This is a genomic window from Streptomyces sp. WAC 04229 (assembly GCF_003947455.1).
Classification (GTDB): Bacteria; Actinomycetota; Actinomycetes; order Streptomycetales; family Streptomycetaceae; genus Streptomyces.
On record NZ_QHJH01000015.1, the window covers coordinates 38,748 to 57,298 of the forward strand.

Genomic DNA, 18,551 nt, shown 5'->3' on the forward strand with positions numbered 1-18,551 from the left:
CACCCCACCCGTGTTCACGGTGTGTACACCGTCGGCCTCGGCGCCGTCGGCATGCCGTCGCCGAGGAAGAAGCTCGGGTGCGGCGGCTGGTTGTACGCGGTGTTCTGCCAGGCCAGGGCCGTGCGGTACTGGGTGTCGTGGAGGAGGGTCGTGATGCGGGTGCCGGTGTCGTACGGCGTGGAGTAGACGCGCAGGGCCGTGTTGTCCGACGTGCGCCAGACGACCTCCTCGCGCCAGTCGCCGAGTATGTCGCCCGCGAGGACCGGGGTGGCCTTGGTGCCGTTGTTGGACGCGACGCCGGACCCGGTGAGCAGGCGGGTGTCGCCGGAGGGGCCGTACTTGTCGACGCGGGTGCCGTCGAGGAGTTCGCGGACCGGGTCGCCGTCCCACCAGGACAGGAAGTTGGTGCTGGAGGGCTTGCGGCCGTTCACGACCGTGCCCCTGGGGTCGCGGATGCCGCTCTCGGCGGAGGACCAGGACTCGGCGCCCGGGCTGCCGGACCAGATGTCCCCGGCGACGCCCCGGCCGTTGTCGCCGCTCGCGCCGGTGGACCAGATGATCCGCCCGGTGCGCGCGTCCGCCATCCAGGACGAGGGCTTCGAGGCGTCCTCGTCCACCTTGAACTCCTCCAGTCCCGCCCGGGACGGGTCGAGGTCGCCGACGTGCATGGCGTCGCCGTGGCCGTTCCTCGTGGTCCACAGGGCGTTTCCGTTGTCGTCGACGGCCATCGCGCCGTAGACGATCTCGTCCCTGCCGTCGCCGTCGACGTCCGCGACGGAGAGCTGGTGGTTGCCCTGGCCGTCGTAGCCCTTGCCGGTGTTGGTGGAGGAGTTGGTGTCGAAGGTCCAGCGGCGGGTGAACCGCCCGTCGCGCCAGTCCCAGGCGGCGATCACGGAGCGCGTGTAGTAGCCGCGCGCCATGATCAGGGAGGGCCGGGAGCCGTCCAGGTACGCGGTGCCCGCCAGGAAGCGGTCGACGCGGTTGCCGTAGGAGTCGCCCCAGGAGGAGACGCTGCCCCGGGCGGGGACGTAGTCGACGGTGCCCATGGCCCTGCCGGTCCCGCCGTCGAACATCGTCAGGTACTCGGGGCCGGACAGGACGTAGCCGGAGGAGTTGCGGTGGTCGGCCGAGGAGCTGCCGACGACCGCGCCGGTGCCGTCCCGGGTGCCGTCGGCGGTCTTCATCGCCACCTCGGCCCTGCCGTCGCCGTCGTAGTCGTACACCTGGAACTGGGTGTAGTGGGCGCCCGAGCGGATGTTGCGCCCGAGGTCGACGCGCCACAGCCGGGTGCCGTCCAGCCGTAGGCCGTCGACGATGGTGTTGCCCGTGTACCCGGACTGGGAGTTGTCCTTGGCGTTGGTCGGCTGCCACTTGAGGACGAGGTCGAGCGCTCCGTCGCCGTCGAGGTCGCCGACGGAGGCGTCGTTCGCCTCGTAGGTGTAGGAGACGCCGTCGGGTGTGGTGCCGCCGGCGGGCGGGCTGATCGGCACGTCCTTGTAGCCGGCCCGGAACTGGACGGCGTGGACGGAGTCGCCCTGCTCGGTGCCGTCGACGACGGCGCGGACGGTGTAGTCGGCGTGGGACGGGGCGCCGGCGTGGAAGAAGGTGGTGGAGCCGGTGAGGGGGGCGGCGTTGACCTTCGTGCCGGCCCGGTAGACGTTGAACGCGACATTGTCCGGGTCGGTGCCCAGCCAGCGCCAGCCGACCAGGTTGCCGTCGCCGGTGTGGACGCTGACCACGCCCCGGTCGAGGGCCTCGACCTGACGTGCCGTGGCGGCGTGGGCGGTGCCGGGGGTGAGCGCGGTCAGGCCCGCGCCGACCAGCCCCGCGGCGGCGAGGGCGGCGGCCAGGACGAGCGGGCGTCTGCGGTACGTGTGGGGGTGCCTCACGGGGCGGACCTCCTGGAGGACGGATGGGTTCCGCCTCTCAGTCGCCGCCCGGGAGGGCCGGGTTGCCGCCCCCGGCCTACGACTTCACGAACGCGCGGAGGGTGAAGACCGGGTCGGGCCGGGGCCGGTCCTGGTCCGGCAGGGCCGCGAGCCGGGCGGCGAAGCGCTCCGCGCCCGGCTCGCCGGGCGGCAGCGTGACGAACCAGCCGCGCCGCAGGTCGGCGACGGTGCGGCGGGGGCTGCGGCCCTGGCCGTGGCCGGTGAAGCGGGCCTCCCCCGCCGGGACCAGGCCGTGCGCGCGGGCGTGCGCCTCGACGAGGGCGGCGGCGTCGTGCGCGGTGCTGGGCGGGCGGGCCGCGAGCACGGCGTCGATGTCACTGCCCACGTTGTGCGCGGCGCCCTTGTCGACGGTGGTCACGTACACCCCGCCGGGCCGCAGGACGCGGGCGCACTCGCCGACGATCGCCCGCACGTCCCCGGCGCCCTCCGCCAGGTGCAGCAGCCACACGCTGGTGACGGCGTCGAACCCGCCGTCGCGAAAGGGCAGCCGGCGGCTGTCGGCGAGCACGACGGCACCGGGCAGCCGGGCCGCGGCCCGCCGGGCCATGGCGGGGGCGAGGTCCGCGCCGGTCACCCGCGGGGCGCCCGGCGCGGCCGCCAGCCGCCGGGTGACGATGCCGGTGCCGCAGGCGACGTCGAGCAGACTGCGCGCCCCGCGCGGCACGAGGCTCAGTACCGCCCGCGCGGCGGCCTCGGCCCGGGGCTCGCCGCCGCGGGCCGCGTCGTACCGCTCCGCTTCCTTGTCGTAGTCGAGCACACCGTCAGTGTGCCCCGTGACCGGCGGCCAGATCCTGAACTCTGCGCGCCAGCTCGACGTCCTTCGCGGTGACGGCGCCGCCCGCGCTGTGCGTGTGCACCGCGAGGGACACGGTGTTGTAGCCGAGGGTGAGGTCGGAGTGGTGGTCGAGTTCCTCCTGCACCTGGGCGACGTGCACGACCATGGCGGTCGCCGCGAAGTGCGAGCCCAGCCGGTAGGCACGGGTGAGGCGGCCGTCCTCGAGGGACCAGCCCGGCAGCTCGGTCAGCCGCTCTTCGATCTCCTGCCGCGACAGCGGTTCGACGGGCATGTGCCACGCTCCTGTCCTGGGGGCCCGGGTACCGGGGGTGCCCCTTCAGCCTGCCACAGCACGGCCGTCGGAGCCCTGGTCAGGAGGGCGGGCCGGTCCCGTCGCGGCCCGCGGTCGGCTACCGTTCGGCCCATGACCGCACCCACGTCCGGCACCGCCCCCGCCCCCCAGGGCGTGGGTCCGCTGCTGAGGGCCTGGCGGGAGCGGCGGCGGGTCAGCCAGCTGGAGCTGGCCCTGCGCGCCGACTCCTCCGCCCGGCACATCAGCTTCGTCGAGACGGGCCGCTCCCGGCCGAGCGAGGAGATGGTGCTGCGCCTCGCCGAGCACCTGGACGTCCCCGTGCGCGAGCGCAACGCCCTGCTGCTCGCGGCCGGTTACGCCCCGCACTATCCGGAGACCCCGTTGGACGACCCGGCGCTGGGCGCCCTGCGCGAGGGCATGGAGCGGCTGATCCGGGGCTACGAGCCGTATCCGGCGCTGGTCGTCGACGGGACGTACCAGGTGCAGGCGGCCAACCGGGGCGTGGCGGTGCTGATGGACGGTGTCGCCGAGCATCTGCTCGCGCCGCCGCTGAACGCGATGCGGCTGACCCTGCACCCGGAGGGACTGGCACCGCGCATCCGCAACCTGCGCCAGTGGCGCGGGCACCTGCTGGAGCAGATGGAGCGGCAGATCGCCCTGCAGCGCTCGGAGCCGCTGCGCGCGCTGTACGACGAAGTGGCGGCCTATCCGGTGCCGGACACCGCGCCGGAGCTCGCGCCGGACGGGGAACCGGACGAAGTGGTGCCGTACTTCGCACTGCCGATGCGGATCGAGCACGAGGGCCGCACCCTGTCGTTCATCTCGTCCATCTCCACCTTCAACACCCCGATGGACGTGACGGTGGCCGAGCTGGCCATCGAGACGCTGCTGCCGGCCGACCCGGCGACGGTCAAGTACCTGCACTCACTGCTGTCCTGACAAGGTTGATCGCGAACACCCCTGTGAGAGCGGCGGGGGTACATGACAGACTGCGGTGTGACTTGGGCGCGTTGGGGAGGCGTGGCGTGAGTGAGCGACGGGCCGCACCCACCGTGGGCCAGGTGGTCCTCGGCAGACGGCTGCAGGAACTGCGGGAGACCGCGGGCCTCAGACGCGAGGAGGCCGCCAAGGTGCTCCGCGTGGCCCCGGCCACGGTGCGGCGCATGGAGATGGCCGAAGTCTCACTGAAGATACCGTATGTCCAGATCCTCCTGACGACGTACGGGGTCGCCTCCGACGAGGTCGCCGCGTTCGTCACCCTCGCCGAGGAGGCCAACCAGCCGGGCTGGTGGCAGCGGTACCACGACGTGCTGCCGGACTGGTTCAGCATGTACGTGAGCCTGGAGGGCGCCGCGCGGATCGTGCGCTCCTACGAGCCGCACTTCGTCCCGGGTCTGCTCCAGACCGAGGACTACGCGCGCTCGGTCCTGGAGGCCGGGACGATCGGCAACGCCGGCGGTGACGCCGTCGAGCGGCACGTGTCCCTGCGGATGGAGCGTCAGCGGCTGCTGGACCGCCCGGACCCGCCGCACCTGTGGGTGGTGATGGACGAGACGGTGCTGCGCCGCCCGGTCAGCGTGCACGGCCGGGTGATGCGCGAACAGCTGGACAAGCTGCTGGAGTTCGCGTCCCGCGACCGGGTGACGCTCCAGGTCGCCGAGTTCGAGGACGGGCCGCATCCGGGGACGTACGCGCCGTTCACCCTGTTCCGGTTCGCGGAGCCGGAGCTGCCCGACATGGTCTTCACCGAGTACCTGACCGGCGCCCTGTACCTGGACTCCCGGCCCGAGGTCTCGGCGCACCTGGAGGTCCTGGACCACATGACGGCGCGTGCCGCGTCGACCCAGCGCACCGAGAAGGTACTGCGCGAGTACCGCGAGAACTACTGACCCGGCGACCCCGCCACCGAGGCCCGAGGCTCCCAGGAGACGACACGGCATGACCGGATTCGACGGCAGCGCCGCCCCCATCGACACCAGCCGGCCGCACCCGGCGCGTGTCTACGACTGGTGGCTGGGCGGCAAGGACAACTACCCGGTGGACGAGGAGCTGGCCCGCAGGATCCTCGCCGCGGACGGCACGGCGGTGCGCGGCGCGCGCGCCAACCGCCGGTTCATGCACCGGGCGGTCCGCACCCTCGCCGAGGCCGGGATCCGGCAGTTCCTGGACATCGGCACGGGCATCCCGACCGAGCCGAACCTGCACCAGGTGGCGCAGGCGGTGGCGCCCGAGTCGCGGGTCGTGTACGCCGACAACGACCCGATCGTCCTGCGGCACGCGCAGGCGCTGCTGCACGGCTCGGCGCAGGGCTCCACGGAGTACGTGCACGCCGACGTCCGGGATCCGGACCTGATCCTGCGGCTGGCGGGCGAGACCCTGGACTTCGGCCGTCCGGTGGCGCTGTCGCTGGTGGCGCTGACGCACTACCTCGGCGACGCGGTCGACGGTGACGACGTGCACGGACTCCTCGGGCGGTACGTCGACGCCCTCGCCCCGGGCAGCCATCTGGTGCTGTCGCAGGTCACGCCCGATCTGAACCCGGAGGCGGTGGGGCGGGCCGCCGCTCTGTTCACCCGCGCCGGCACGCCGTTCCACCCGCGCTCGCTCAGCGCGTTCGCCCGCTTCTTCGACGGCCTGGAGCTGCTGGGCCCCGGCATCATCCCGGTCACCGGCTGGCGGCCGGACCCGGAGGACGTGGCCGCCCAGGCCGAGGGCATCGTGCCGGTCTACGCGGGGGTCGCGCGCAAGCTCTGACCCGGACGCCGGACACCGGGCGCCCGCGCTGACCCGTACGGGCCCCGCGAACGGGTGCGCTCCCGTGCCCGCCCCTAGGTTCGAGAACCAGGGCCAGCAAGGGAGCGCACGTGACCGACACGCGGACACCGCCCACCGAGCCGGGCGCGGCGCTGCTGCGCGCGGGACGGTTCTTCCGGCCGGGTACCGCCGCACCCGACCTGCACAGCATCGGGCTGGTCGGCGGCCGGGAGGCGGACGCCTTCTACCGGGACCGCTGGAGCCACGACAGGGTCGTCACCTCCACGCACGGCGTGAACTGCACGGGCTCGTGCCGCTGGAACGTGTTCGTCAAGGACGGCATCATCACGTGGGAGACGCAGGCCACGGACTATCCGTCGGTCGGCCCGGACCGCCCCGAGTACGAGCCGCGCGGCTGCCCGCGGGGCGCGGCGTTCTCCTGGTACACGTACTCGCCGACGCGGGTGCGCTACCCGTACGTGCGCGGGGTGCTCCTGGAGATGTACCGGGAGGCGAGGGCGCGCCTGAAGGATCCGGTGCTGGCCTGGGCGGACGTCCAGGGCGACCCCGAGCGGCGGCGGCGCTACCAGCGGGCGCGGGGCAAGGGCGGGCTGGTCCGGGCGGACTGGGACGAGGCGGTCGAGATGATCGCCGCCGCCCACGTCCACACCATCCGCACCCGGGGCCCCGACCGCATCGCGGGCTTCTCCCCCATCCCCGCGATGTCGATGGTGTCGCACGCGGCGGGCGCCCGCTTCCACTCCCTCATCGGCGCGCCGATGCTGTCGTTCTACGACTGGTACGCCGACCTGCCCGTGGCCTCCCCGCAGGTCTTCGGCGACCAGACGGACGTGCCGGAGTCGGGCGACTGGTGGGACGCGGCATACCTGATCATGTGGGGTTCGAACGTGCCGGTGACCCGGACGCCGGACGCGCACTGGATGGCGGAGGCCCGCTACCGGGGCCAGAAGGTCGTGGTGGTGTCGCCGGACTACGCCGACAACACCAAGTTCGCCGACCAGTGGCTCCACCCGCACCCCGGCACGGACGCCGCGCTGGCCCTGGCGATGGGGCACGTGGTGCTCAAGGAGTTCTTCGTCGACCGCGCCACCCCGTTCTTCGACGACTACGTGCGGCGCTTCACCGACCTGCCGTTCCTGGTGACGCTGACCGAGCGGGACGGGGCGTACGTCCCGGCGAAGTTCCTGCGCGCCGCCGACCTCGGGCAGGGCGGTGAGGACGCCCGCTGGAAGACGGTCGTGCTGGACGGTGCGACCGGCCGCGCGGTCGTCCCGAACGGCTCCCTCGGCTTCCGCTGGAACGAGGCCGACCAGGGCCGCTGGAACCTCGACCTGGGCGAGGTGCGGCCACGGCTGACCCTGCACGGGCACGAGATGGCCTCGGGCGTCGAGGTGCTGCTCCCCCGCTTCGACACCGAGGGCGGCGCGCACGGGCAGGGACGCGGTGACGTGCTGCGCCGGGGTGTCCCGGCGACGCGGCTCGGTGGGGCGACCGGACCACTGGTGACGACGGTGTTCGACCTGCTGCTGGCGCAGTACGGGGTGGCGCGGCCGGGAGTGCCGGGCGACTGGCCGGCGTCGTACGAGGACGCGGCGGCGCCCGGCACCCCGGCCTGGCAGGAGACGCACACCTCGGTCCCGGCGGCGGCCTGTGTGCGCATCGCGCGGGAGTTCGCGCGGACCGCGGAGCGGTCCAAGGGCCGCTGCATGATCCTGATGGGCGCGGGCACCAACCACTGGTTCCACTCCGAGACGATCTACCGGACCTTCCTGGCCCTGCTCCAGCTCACCGGCTGCCAGGGCCGCAACGGCGGCGGCTGGGCGCACTACGTGGGGCAGGAGAAGTGCCGTCCGGTGACCGGCTGGGCGACGCTGGCCGCGGCGTCGGACTGGTCGCGCCCGCCGCGGCAGATGATCGGCACCGGGTACTGGTACCTCAACACCGACCAGTGGCGCTACGACCGGTTCCGCGCCGACGTGCTGGCCTCGCCGCTCGGCGAGGGGCGGCTCTCCGGCATGACGGGCGCGGACTGCCTCGCCCTGTCGGCGCGCACGGGGTGGATGCCCTCCTACCCGACCTTCGACCGCAACCCGCTGGAGCTGGGCGAGACCTTCGGCGACCCGGTCGCGAACGCGGTGGCCGAACTGCGGGCGGGCACCCTGAAGTTCGCGTGCGAGGACCCGGACGCGCCGGAGAACTGGCCGCGGATCGTGACCCTGTGGCGGGCCAACCTGCTCGGCTCCTCGGGCAAGGGCGCCGAGTACTTCACCAAGCACCTGCTGGGCACCCAGTCCTCGCTGCGCGCCGAGGAGGCCGCGCCCGGCGAGCGCCCGCGGGACGTCGTCTGGCACGAGGAGGCGCCCGAGGGCAAGCTCGACCTGCTGCTGTCGCTGGACTTCCGGCACACCTCGTCCACGCTCCTCTCGGACGTGGTGCTGCCCGCCGCGACCTGGTACGAGAAGCACGACCTGTCCAGCACGGACATGCACCCCTACGTGCACGCCTTCTCCCCGGCCGTGAGTCCGCCGTGGCAGGCGCGCACCGACTTCGACACGTTCAAGGCGATCGCGGAGAAGCTGAGCGAGCTGGCCGCCGGGCACCTCGGGGTGCGCAAGGACCTGGTGGCGGCGCCGCTCCAGCACGACACACCGGGCGAGATCGCCCAGCCGGGCGGGGTGGTACGGGACTGGCGGCGCGGGGAGTGCGCTCCGGAGCCCGGCAGGACCATGCCGAACCTGGTCGTGGTGGAGCGCGACTACACGGCGGTCGGCGCGAAGTTCGCGGCCCTCGGCCCGCTGGTGGAGACGAAGGGCCTGCCCGCCAAGGGCATCACCCTGAAGCCGGACGAGGAGGTAGAGCGGCTGCGGCAGACGAACGGCGCGGTGCGCGGCGGCCCGGCCGACGGGCGCCCGGCGCTGGACACCGCCGTCAAGGCCGCCGACACCGTCCTGGCCCTGTCCGGCACGACCAACGGGCGGCTGGCCACCCAGGGCTTCCACACCCTGGAGGCGAAGACCGGGCAGGAGATGGCGCACCTCGCCGCCGAACACCAGGGCAAGCGGATCACGTACGCGGACACGCAGGCGGCGCCGGTGCCGGTGATCACCTCGCCGGAGTGGTCGGGCAGCGAGGCCGGCGGGCGGCGGTACACGGCGTTCACCCTCAACACCGAGCACCTCAAGCCCTGGCACACCCTCACCGGACGGCAGCACTTCTTCCTCGACCACGACTGGATGCACGAGCTGGGCGAGGCGCTGCCGGTGTACCGGCCGCCGCTGGACATGAGCCGCCTGTTCGGGGAACCGCAGCTCGGTCCGGACGGCCACCGCGAGGTGACGGTCCGCTACCTGACCCCGCACAACAAGTGGTCCATCCACTCCGAGTACCAGGACAACCTGTTCATGCTGGCGCTGTCCCGGGGCGGCCAGTGCGTCTGGATGTCGCCGCAGGACGCGGACGCCATCGGGGTCGCGGACGACGACTGGATCGAGGCGGTCAACCGCAACGGCGTGGTGGTGGCCCGCGCGATCGTCTCGCACCGCATGCCGCCAGGCACGGTGTACATGCACCACGCGCAGGAGCGCACGGTGAACACGCCGCTCACGGAGACCACCGGCAGGCGCGGCGGCGTCCACAACTCGCTCACCCGGCTGCTCCTCAAGCCGACCCATCTCATCGGCGGCTACGCCCAGTTGTCCTGGGCGTTCAACTACCTCGGCCCGACGGGCAACCAGCGCGACGAGGTGACGGTCATCCGCCGCCGCAGCCAGGAGGTCGAGTACTGATGCGCCCGATGGCCCAGATCGCGATGGTCATGAACCTCGACAAGTGCATCGGCTGCCACACCTGCTCGGTCACCTGCAAGCAGGCGTGGACCAACCGGCGGGGCATGGAGTACGTCTGGTTCAACAACGTCGAGACCCGCCCCGGCCAGGGCTACCCGCGCCGCTACGAGGACCAGGAGCGCTGGCGCGGCGGCTGGGAACTGAACCGGCGCGGCGCGCTGAAGCTGAAGGCGGGCGGCCGGATCAAGAAGCTCGCCGGGATCTTCTCCAACCCGAAGCTGCCGGAGATCAAGGACTACTACGAGCCCTGGACGTACGACTACAAGAACCTCACCGACGCCCCGCTCGGCGACGACTACCCGGTCGCGCGGCCGGTCTCGCAGCTCGACGGCAAACCGATGAAGATCGGCTGGTCCTCGAACTGGGACGACGACCTGGGCGGCGCGCCCGCCTACGGCGACCTGGACCCGATGGTGGAGCGGACCCGTCAGCAGGCGTCGGAGAAGGTGCGGTTCGCGTACGAAGAGACGTTCATGTTCTACCTGCCGCGCATCTGCGAGCACTGCCTCAACCCGTCGTGCGTGGCGTCCTGCCCGTCCGGGGCGATGTACAAGCGCTCGGAGGACGGCATCGTCCTGGTCGACCAGGACCGCTGCCGGGGCTGGCGGATGTGCGTGACCGGCTGCCCGTACAAGAAGGTGTACTTCAACCACCGCACCGGCAAGGCGGAGAAGTGCACCTTCTGCTACCCCCGCATCGAGATCGGCGAGCCGACGGTCTGCTCGGAGACCTGCGTGGGGCGGCTCCGGTATCTGGGGGTGGTCCTGTACGACGCCGACAAGGTGACCGAGGCCGCCGAGACACCGGACGAACGCGACCTGTACGAGGCGCAGCTGGGACTCTTCCTCGACCCGGAGGACCCGGCGGTGCGGCGGGCGGCCGAGGAGGCGGGGATCCCGTTCGACTGGATCGAGGCGGCCCGGCGCTCCCCCGTGCACGCCCTGGTCAGCAGGTACCGGGTGGCGCTCCCGCTGCATCCGGAGTACCGCACGATGCCGATGGTCTGGTACATCCCGCCGCTGTCGCCGGTGGTGGACGCGCTGACGGAGACCGGGCACGACGGCGAGGACGCGGACAACCTGTTCGGCGCGATCGACACCCTGCGCATCCCGCTGGAGTACCTGGCCGAGCTGTTCACCGCGGGGGACGTGGGCCCGGTGCGGGCGTCGCTGGAGAAGCTGGCGGCGATGCGCGCCCACATGCGGTCGGTCAACCTCGGCGAGGACCCCGACCCGGCGGTCTGCGCGGGCGTCGGCATGCGCCCCGAGGAGGTCCAGGACATGTACCGGCTGCTGGCGCTCGCCAAGTACGAGGAGCGGTACGTGATCCCGACGGCGGCCGTCGGGGACGCGCACCGGCTGGAGGCGTCGGCGCTGCCGGACACGTGCAGCCTCGACACCGACGGCGGGCCCGGCATGGGCGGCGACGGGCCGTTCGGCCAGGACTCGGGACGCAGGATGCTGCCGCTGGTGCCGGTGGAGAACTTCCACATCCTGCGCCGGCGGCAGACCGCGGACGACGAGAGGGAGGCCTGATCCCATGCCCGGGTTCGAGGTGCTGTACCAGGCGGCGGCGCTCTGCCTGACCTACCCCGACGACGACTTCCGCGACCGGCTTCCGCTGCTGCGCGAGGCCGCCCCGCAGCTGCGGGCCTTCACCGACCACGCGGCCGTGACGCCCCAGGGCGAACTCCAGGCGCACTACGTGCAGGTCTTCGACTTCAGGAACCGGCACAGCCTGTACCTGAGCTGGTGGACCGACGGCGACACCCGCAACCGCGGGATGTCCCTGGTCCGCTTCAAGGAGCTGTACCGCGCCCACGGCCTGGAGTTCACCGGCGAGGAACTGCCCGACTTCCTGCCGGCGGTGCTGGAGTTCGTATCCCGCACCGGGGACATCGGCATGCTCACCGAGCACCGCGCCGCCCTGGACGAGCTGCGCTCCCGGCTGACCGCCTTCGGCACGCCCTACGCCTGCGTCCTGGACGCCGTGTGCGCCACCCTGCCGCCCGCATCCACCGGAGCCCGCCGATGAACGTCTTCCTCTGGGGCGTCCTGCCCTACGCCGCCTTCGCCCTGCTGATCGCGGGCCTGGTCTGGCGCCACCGCTACGACCGGTTCGGCTGGACGACCCGCTCCTCGCAGGTCTACGAGTCGAAGCTGCTGAACATCGCCTCGCCGGTCTTCCACTACGGCATTCTCTTCGTACTGGTCGGCCACCTGATCGGGCTGTTCGTCCCGGCGTCCTGGACCGGGGCGGTCGGCGTCGGCGAACACGCCTACCACCTGTTCTCCCTGTACGGCGGCACCCTGGCCGGGGTCCTCACGGTCGCCGGGATCGGGATGCTGGTCTACCGGCGCCGCACCAAGGCCCCGGTCTTCCGCGCCACCACCGCCAACGACAAGTTCATGTACGTCTTCCTGCTCGGCGCCATCGTCCTCGGCATGATCGCCAAGCTCTCCGACACCTCCGGCGACGGCTACGACTACCGCAGCACCATCGCGCCCTGGGCCCGCAGCCTGTTCACCCTCAGCCCGAAGGTGGGGCTGATGGAGGGCGTGCCGGTGCTGTACCACGTGCACGCGGTCGTCGGCATGGTCCTGATCGCCCTGGTCCCCTACACCCGGCTCGTGCACATGTTCAGCGCGCCGCTGCAGTACCTGACCCGCCCGTACGTGGTGTACCGGTCGCGCGACCCCAGACAGCTGGGGCCGCGCCCGGACCGGCGGGGGTGGGAGCGTACGGGCTCCTAGCCGCTAGGCCAGCTTGGCGGTGAGGGTGATGGTGGTGCCGGTCAGGGCCTGGCTGACCGGGCAGTTCTTCTTGGCGTCCTCGGCGGCGGCGGTGAACGCGTCGGCGTCGAGGCCCGGGACGGTGCCCTCCACGGTGAGGTGGATGCCCTTGATGCCCTCGCCGGGCTGGAAGGTGACGTCGGCGGAGGTGGTGAGCTTGGTGGGCGGGGTGCCGGCGCCGGCCAGGCCGTGCGACAGCGCCATGGAGAAGCAGCTGGAGTGGGCGGCGGCGATCAGCTCCTCGGGGCTGGTCTTGCCGTTCGCCTGCTCGGCGCGCGACGGCCACGACACCGGCTGCTCGCCGATGCCGGACGAGTCGAAGGTGACGACACCGCTGCCCTCGAGCAGGTTGCCTTCCCAGACGGTGTGTGCGGAGCGCGTGGTTGCCACGGCGGGTCCTCTCGAATTCGCTTGCTGTACTGGGGCAGTGGAAGCCCGTGCCCGGGTTCCCGACCCCATCCGATCACACTCCGGCCCGGCCCACCTTGCGCGCCGCCATCACCGCGTAGACCAGCACGCCCGCGAAGAGGAACAGCACACCCTGGTACACCGCCGCGTAGCCGGCGCCCGCGACGAGCCACAGCGAGAACGCGGCGGCGACCGTCGCGATCACGCCGTCCCGGACCAGGCGGGCCCGGTCGACCTTCTCGCCCTGGCCGGAGACGAGGTGGAAGATCTGGGCGGCGGCGGCCAGCAGGTAGGGCACGGTCGCGGTGAAGGTGGTGACGAGGACGAGGACCTCGAAGACCTTCGCCGAACCGGACGTGTAGTTGTAGACGGTGAGCAGGGAGGCGAGGACGACGGTGACGGCGACGCCGGTCGTCGGGACGCCCCGCCGTCTGCGCGCGAACGCGGCCGGGAAGAGGCCGTCCTTCGCGGCGGCGTACGGGGTCTGGGCGCTGAGCAAAGTCCAGCCGTTGAGGCAGCCGGTCATCGAGACCAGGGCGGCCAGCGCGACGGCCCAGCCGCCCCACGCGCCGCCGAACATGGTGTTCACGGCATCGGAGAAGGGCGCGGTCGAGGTGACCAGGCGGTCGTGGGGGACCGTGCCGAAGACCGAGAGCGTGCCCAGCAGGTAGACGAGGGCGGCGCCCGCGGTGCCGATGACCGTGGCGCGGCCGACGGTGCGGCGCGGGTCCTTCACCTCGCCGGCGCTGACGGCGGCGGACTCCACGCCCAGGTAGGAGAAGAGCAGGATCGCGGCGGCCGCGGAGACCGCGCCGACGCCGCTGGAGCCGCTCGCGTTGAACGGGCCGAGGTTGTCCGGGTCGAAGAAGAACAGCCCGCCGACCGCGACGAGCAGCAGCGGCGCGAACTTCAGCACAGTGGCGACGAACTGCACGGCGCCCACGTACCGGGTGCCCGCGAAGTTGGCGAGCGCGGGCAGCCACTGGATGACGAGCGCGGCCAGACAGGCGGTCCACCGGTGGTCGTTGACGGGGATCAGGACGTCGAGGTAGCCGACGGCGGCGACGGCCAGCGCCGCGTTGGACACCCAGGTGGTGATCCAGTACGCCCAGGCGGCGAGGAAGCCGGCGAAGTCGCCGAAGGCGCCGCGGGCGTAGACGTAGGGGCCGCCGGTGCGCGGGTCGCGGGCGGCGAGGCGGCCGAAGACCAGGGCGAGCGCGATGGCGCCGACGGTCAGGATGCCGAAGGCGAGCAGGCTGACGGTGCCGAAGGGCGCGACGGAGGCGGGGAGCAGGAAGATGCCGCCGCCGATGATGTTGCCCATGACCAGGGCGGTGGCCACGGGAAGCCCGAAGCGGCGGGCGTGCCGGCCGTTGCCGGAGGTGGGGTCGGGGGCCGCGGGGGTCTCCTGCGGTTCCGGAGCCGGTGGGGGGACGGTCCCGGTGACGTGCATGGGGTGGTGCGCCTCTCATGGAACGGTGGCCCGGGATCGCCGGGACGGCGCCCATGGTCGGGCACGGTCCGTCACACCTCAAAATCAGGCGCTTTTCTCCTGCACGAACCCGTCCGCGACGGGAAAAGGTGCGTTCTCGACGACGTTCGGCCGTGGATCCTCCACGGGCACCTGCGGGCCGTTGGACTCCCGCAGCCAGCGGCGCAGCACCCGGTGGACGTGTTCGGCACCGACGATCTCCGTGCCCTCCTCGGCCGGGTCGGACAGCACGGCCGGTGACAGCAGGAAGGCGCGCGACTGGGCGCCGCCGAGCCCGCCGTGGGAGCCGATCTGCTCCTCGAACGCGAGGACCTCGCCGTCGGCCGGGTCGTGGAAGGAGTTGACCATGATGTCGGCGGTGTGCGGGAAGGAGTGCGTGCGGCGTACGGCGTCGGCGGCGCCGGGGCCGAAGGGGGCGAGCGGGCCGGGATCCTCGTCGAGCCGGTCCAGGGGTATCTCGGCGCCGTGCGCACCCAGTACCACGCCGCCGTGCCGCTCGCTGCGCACCAGCAGGAAGCCGATGCCGGGGTGGTTGGCGAGGGTCGGCAGCAGCGCGGGGTGGCGGGCGTCGATCTCCTCCCTGGTCATCCGGTGCGGCACGTCCGGGAACGAGACCAGGCCGAGGTTGCCGGAGGCCAGCACGATCGGCTCGGAGCGGCGGCCGGCCGGGGTGTCGGCGGGTCTCTGCTGCGCGGCGCCCTCCTCGACGGGGCGGTGCAGGGCGGCGCGGACGGTGTTGCGGGCCTCGGCGCCGCTGCGGGTGCGCTGGGCGCGGCGCGGCACGGGCAGCCCGCAGCCGGCCCGGACCAGGTCGCCGAGGGTCAGTCCGTAGCGGGCGCGGAAGGTCTCGCCGGGGCTCTGGCCGTGGTCGGACAAGAGCACGATCCGGTAGGAGCGGGGGGCCTGGTCGGCGACCTTCTCGATCAGTGCCAGGGACCGGTCGAGCCGCCGCAGGACGTTGAGGGCGTCCCGGCCGTGCGGTCCGGAGTGGTGCGCCACCTCGTCGTAGGCCACGAGGTCGGCGTAGACGGCGGTGCGGCCGGCGAGCATGTCGCCCATCACCGCGGCGACGACCACGTCGCGTTCGACGACGGTGGCGAAGGCGCGGACGAAGGGGTAGAGGCCGCCGCGGGAGACGCGCGGGCGGACCTTGTGGGCGCGGGCGCGGGTGGACTGGCCGATCTCCCGGCCCACCTCGGCGACGAAGGACATCGCGGTGCGGACGGCGTTGGCCGGGTCGGAGAAGTAGGCGAAGTAGCCGGACCTGGACCGGGTCTCGCGGCTGCGGCGGCGGGTGGCTATGGACAGCACCAGGGCCTGTTCGTCGGCGCCGCCGCCGAACAGGTTGCCGCGGCTCGCGCCGTCCAGGCTGAGCAGCCCGCCGTCGCCGGTGCGCCGGACGGCACGGTGCTGGAGTTCGGCGGCGCTGGTCGGCCGGTTGCAGACCATGACCTCGCCGGTGTCCTTCTCGTACCAGCGGAAGGCGGGCACGTCGTGGTTGCTGCCGTGCAGGATGCCGAGCTGGCTGGCGCCGGTCTGGCTGGACCAGTCGGTGCGCCACGGGGCCAGCCGGTGGCTCGCGGACGCGCCGTGGCGGCCGAGCCAGCGGGCGACGGTGGGCATGGCGCCGCTGTCGACGGCGTCGAGCAGGACGTCGTGTCCCACGCCGTCCAGTTGCAGGAAGACGATGCCCGGGCCGGCCGGGCAGGGCGGGCCCGATCTGCGGCGGCGGTCGGCGAGGCGGTAGAGCCGGCGCCGGTAGGCGTCGTCGCCGCGCACGGTCAGGGCACCGCCGGTGGCGGAGGCGACGGCGGACATGACGGCGGCGACCACGACCGCGGTCTCGGGGGCGACGCCGCCGCGGCCGGCCGGGTTGACGTCGATGGCGAGGAGCAGCAGCCCGCCGTTGAGGAAGAAGACCAGCAGCCCGAGGACGAGCGCCGGCACCAGGAGGAGCAGGCGGACCATGAGCGGCCACACCACGGCGGAGAGCAGGCCGAAGGCGCCCGCGCCGACCGCGGCGGTCATCGCGATGTCGGTCGCGCTGTCCCCGTCGGGCGACTGGAGCCGGAAGTCCGGCAGGATGCCCGCGAGCACGAGCATGGTGAGGGTGGACACGGCCCACACCGCGACAATCCGCCCGATCTGACTGGCGACCCGGCGCCAACGGCCTCCACCCACGCTCCGCACACCTCACGTCCCGGCCCGTCGTCCGGGCCCTCCCCACCCTGCCACAACGCTTCGGGGCACCCGTTTGTCCCCCTGAGACCGGTTCACACCCCGAAGGGGTGGTCAGCGGCCGTCGTATCCCGCCGTCGGCATCGACAGCCTGCGGTGCACGCACGCCTTCATCCGGGCGTCGTAGGCCGGTTCCGCGTGTCCGACGGTCTCGACGCGGGCGCCGCGCCGCGCGCACTCCGCGGCGAAGTCGTCGACGGAGGCCAGCGCGCTCTCCAGCACCCGGCGGCTGGGGGCCACGAACAGGTCGCGGCCCGGACGGACCCCGTCCCACAGGGCGTCGTGGTCCGGTCGCAGCCCACGTACCAGCAGTTCCCTGGCGACGACGTAGCCGTGTTCCGCCGCCCAGCGGGCGCACATGGCGTGCTGGCTGCGGGAGTCGACCAGGAACGGATCGTCGTCCAGCAGTTCCAGCGGCGTCAGACTCGCGATCGCCGTCACCCGCACCGGCCCCATGGTGTCCCCCCTCACCTCCCGTCACCTCCCGTTTTCGCCGCCGACCCTACTCCTGGACGTAGGCTTCGGGGAGTCGCGCGAAGGAGGCAAAGAGGTGCCGGTGGAGCTCACGTGGTGGGGTCACGCCACCTGCACGGTCGAGGACTCGGACATCCGCGTGCTCACCGATCCTCTGTTCGCCCGCCGCCTCGCCCACTTGCGCCGCAGGCGGGGGGCGGTGCCGCCGCCGGACGCCTGGCGCGCGGACGTGGCGCTGGTGTCCCATCTGCACGCCGACCACCTGCACGTGCCCTCGCTCGCGCGGCTCGCGCCGGGCACGCGCCTGCTCGTGCCCCGGGGCGCGCGACGGGCGGTGCCGGCGCTGCGGCGGCTCGGTCACCTGGACGTGGCGGAGGTGGCGCCCGGCGACGTGGCGCACGTCGGGGACCTGCGGATACGGGCGGTGCCCGCGCTCCACGACGGGCGTCGGCTGCCGGTCGGACGGCACCGCTCCCCCGCGCTCGGCTACGTCGTCGAGGGCGAGGTGCGGACGTACTTCGCCGGGGACACGGGGCTGTTCGACGGCATGGAGAAGGAGGTCGGGCCGGTCGACGCGGCGCTGTTGCCGGTGGGCGGCTGGGGCCCGTACCTGGGGGCGGAGCACCTGGACGCGGGGCGGGCGGCGGAGGCGCTGACCCGGCTGGCGCCGCGCACGGCGGTGCCGGTGCACTACGGCACGTACTGGCCGATCGGGATGGACGCCGTGCGCCCCCACGAGTTCCACACGCCCGGCGACGAGTTCGTGCGCCTGTCGGCGCTGCGCGCGCCGGGGGTCGCCGTGCACCGGCTGGGGCACGGCGAGAGCGTGCGGGTGGAGGTCGCGCGGTGAACTGGCTGGACGCCGCCGCGACGAGCGTGACGAGCATCCCGACGGAGCCGACGCAGCAGGCGTTCGGGTATCCGTCGCTGTTCCTGCTGGTGCTCATCGGGGCGTTGGTGCCGGTGGTGCCGACGGGCGCGCTGGTGAGTTCGGCGGCCGTGGTGGCGATGCACCAGACGCTGCCGTTCTCCATGCTGATGGTGTTCGCGACCGCGTCGCTGGCCGCGTTCTGCGGGGACATGGCGCTGTACTGGCTGGGCCGGCGCGGGGTCGGCTCGAAGAACGGCTCGCGCTGGCTGGAGGCGATCCGGTCCCGGGCGCCGGAGGACCGGCTGGAGCAGGCGCAGGACAAGCTCGCCGAGCACGACGTCGCGGTCCTGGTGCTGTCCCGGCTGGTGCCGGCCGGCCGCATACCGGTGATGCTGGCCTGCCTGCTCGCCGAGTGGCCGCTGCGCCGTTTCGCCCACGGCAACCTGCCGGCCTGCCTGGCCTGGGCGGTGACGTACCAGTTGATCGGGGTCCTGAGCGGCGCGCTGTTCAGCAAGCCCTGGGAGGGCGTGGCCGCGGCGATCGCCCTCACCGTCCTGGTCAGCGTGGCGCCGGGAGTGTGGCGACGGTTCCGGGGGCCGGCGAAGGCGTAGCGCTCGGG

Annotated in this window: 16 protein-coding genes; 9 read left to right on the forward strand and 7 right to left on the reverse strand. The window is 73.0% G+C overall.

Annotated elements, in window-relative coordinates:
- Positions 1-14: 14 nt before the first annotated feature.
- The 3 genes from DMH12_RS06910 to DMH12_RS06920 form a co-directional block, all read right to left on the reverse strand.
- Positions 15-1,889, reverse strand: coding sequence for a rhamnogalacturonan lyase (locus DMH12_RS06910; protein WP_125490658.1), 1,875 nt, complete (start codon positions 1,887-1,889; stop codon positions 15-17).
- Between the two features lie 76 nt (positions 1,890-1,965).
- On the reverse strand, positions 1,966-2,706 hold the full coding sequence (locus DMH12_RS06915) for a class I SAM-dependent methyltransferase (RefSeq protein WP_125490659.1): 741 nt from the start codon (positions 2,704-2,706) through the stop codon (positions 1,966-1,968).
- Positions 2,707-2,710: 4 nt separating this feature from the next.
- The gene (locus tag DMH12_RS06920) at positions 2,711-3,016 is read right to left on the reverse strand and encodes a 4a-hydroxytetrahydrobiopterin dehydratase (protein ID WP_125490660.1); all 306 of its coding nucleotides are present in this window, start codon (positions 3,014-3,016) and stop codon (positions 2,711-2,713) included.
- 132 nt (positions 3,017-3,148) lie between these two features.
- Here DMH12_RS06920 and DMH12_RS06925 point away from each other — a divergent pair, with 132 nt between their 5' ends.
- The 7 genes from DMH12_RS06925 to narI all read left to right on the forward strand — a co-directional run bounded on the left by DMH12_RS06925 (position 3,149) and on the right by narI (position 12,410).
- Entirely contained in the window at positions 3,149-3,976 is an 828-nt protein-coding gene (locus DMH12_RS06925; protein ID WP_125490661.1) for a helix-turn-helix domain-containing protein, read from the forward strand.
- An 86-nt stretch (positions 3,977-4,062) separates the two neighbouring features.
- The gene (locus DMH12_RS06930) at positions 4,063-4,926 is read left to right on the forward strand and encodes a helix-turn-helix transcriptional regulator (RefSeq protein ID WP_125490662.1); all 864 of its coding nucleotides are present in this window, start codon (positions 4,063-4,065) and stop codon (positions 4,924-4,926) included.
- 49 nt (positions 4,927-4,975) lie between these two features.
- Positions 4,976-5,791 carry an SAM-dependent methyltransferase gene (locus tag DMH12_RS06935; protein ID WP_125490663.1) on the forward strand — a complete coding sequence of 272 codons (816 nt, stop codon included), beginning with the start codon at positions 4,976-4,978 and terminating at the stop codon, positions 5,789-5,791.
- Positions 5,792-5,901: 110 nt separating this feature from the next.
- Positions 5,902-9,597: a nitrate reductase subunit alpha gene (locus DMH12_RS06940; RefSeq protein ID WP_125490664.1), complete on the forward strand. Its 3,696-nt coding sequence runs from the start codon at positions 5,902-5,904 to the stop codon at positions 9,595-9,597.
- On the forward strand, positions 9,597-11,192 hold the full coding sequence (gene narH / locus DMH12_RS06945) for a nitrate reductase subunit beta (RefSeq protein ID WP_125490665.1): 1,596 nt from the start codon (positions 9,597-9,599) through the stop codon (positions 11,190-11,192). The genes DMH12_RS06940 and narH overlap by 1 nt, the downstream gene beginning before the upstream one ends.
- A gap of 4 nt (positions 11,193-11,196) precedes the next feature.
- A complete protein-coding gene (gene narJ / locus DMH12_RS06950) occupies positions 11,197-11,691 on the forward strand; it encodes a nitrate reductase molybdenum cofactor assembly chaperone (protein ID WP_122618964.1) in 495 nt (164 codons plus the stop codon).
- Entirely contained in the window at positions 11,688-12,410 is a 723-nt protein-coding gene (gene narI, locus DMH12_RS06955; RefSeq protein ID WP_125490666.1) for a respiratory nitrate reductase subunit gamma, read from the forward strand. The genes narJ and narI overlap by 4 nt, the downstream gene beginning before the upstream one ends.
- Before the next feature lie 3 nt (positions 12,411-12,413).
- On the opposite strand, the gene DMH12_RS06960 is transcribed toward narI, so the two are convergent.
- The 4 genes from DMH12_RS06960 to DMH12_RS06975 all read right to left on the reverse strand — a co-directional run bounded on the left by DMH12_RS06960 (position 12,414) and on the right by DMH12_RS06975 (position 17,043).
- On the reverse strand, positions 12,414-12,839 hold the full coding sequence (locus DMH12_RS06960; RefSeq protein WP_122618962.1) for an OsmC family protein: 426 nt from the start codon (positions 12,837-12,839) through the stop codon (positions 12,414-12,416).
- A gap of 73 nt (positions 12,840-12,912) precedes the next feature.
- The gene (locus DMH12_RS06965) at positions 12,913-14,310 is read right to left on the reverse strand and encodes an amino acid permease (protein WP_125490667.1); all 1,398 of its coding nucleotides are present in this window, start codon (positions 14,308-14,310) and stop codon (positions 12,913-12,915) included.
- A gap of 84 nt (positions 14,311-14,394) precedes the next feature.
- Positions 14,395-16,539 carry a phage holin family protein gene (locus DMH12_RS06970; protein ID WP_125490668.1) on the reverse strand — a complete coding sequence of 715 codons (2,145 nt, stop codon included), beginning with the start codon at positions 16,537-16,539 and terminating at the stop codon, positions 14,395-14,397.
- A 102-nt stretch (positions 16,540-16,641) separates the two neighbouring features.
- Positions 16,642-17,043: a hypothetical protein gene (locus DMH12_RS06975; RefSeq protein ID WP_125490697.1), complete on the reverse strand. Its 402-nt coding sequence runs from the start codon at positions 17,041-17,043 to the stop codon at positions 16,642-16,644.
- A gap of 94 nt (positions 17,044-17,137) precedes the next feature.
- Between DMH12_RS06975 and DMH12_RS06980 the strand changes: the two genes are divergently transcribed.
- Positions 17,138-17,911 (forward strand): MBL fold metallo-hydrolase, encoded by a 774-nt coding sequence (locus DMH12_RS06980; RefSeq protein ID WP_185832181.1) that lies wholly within the window; start codon positions 17,138-17,140, stop codon positions 17,909-17,911.
- Positions 17,908-18,543 (forward strand): DedA family protein, encoded by a 636-nt coding sequence (locus DMH12_RS06985; RefSeq protein ID WP_125490669.1) that lies wholly within the window; start codon positions 17,908-17,910, stop codon positions 18,541-18,543. Before DMH12_RS06980 ends, DMH12_RS06985 begins: the two co-directional genes overlap by 4 nt.
- Positions 18,544-18,551: the final 8 nt, after the last annotated feature.

Excerpts from the sequence above, each read along its gene's own strand:
- DMH12_RS06920 (WP_125490660.1), bottom strand. The coding sequence starts at position 3,016 with ATGCCCGTCGAACCGCTGTCGCGGCAGGAGATCGAAGAGCGGCTGACC.
- DMH12_RS06925 (WP_125490661.1), top strand. The coding sequence starts at position 3,149 with ATGACCGCACCCACGTCCGGCACCGCCCCCGCCCCCCAGGGCGTGGGT.
- DMH12_RS06935 (WP_125490663.1), top strand. The coding sequence starts at position 4,976 with ATGACCGGATTCGACGGCAGCGCCGCCCCCATCGACACCAGCCGGCCG.
- narH (WP_125490665.1), top strand. The coding sequence starts at position 9,597 with ATGCGCCCGATGGCCCAGATCGCGATGGTCATGAACCTCGACAAGTGC.
- narJ (WP_122618964.1), top strand. The coding sequence starts at position 11,197 with ATGCCCGGGTTCGAGGTGCTGTACCAGGCGGCGGCGCTCTGCCTGACC.
- narI (WP_125490666.1), top strand. The coding sequence starts at position 11,688 with ATGAACGTCTTCCTCTGGGGCGTCCTGCCCTACGCCGCCTTCGCCCTG.
- DMH12_RS06965 (WP_125490667.1), bottom strand. The coding sequence starts at position 14,310 with ATGCACGTCACCGGGACCGTCCCCCCACCGGCTCCGGAACCGCAGGAG.
- DMH12_RS06975 (WP_125490697.1), bottom strand. The coding sequence starts at position 17,043 with ATGGGGCCGGTGCGGGTGACGGCGATCGCGAGTCTGACGCCGCTGGAA.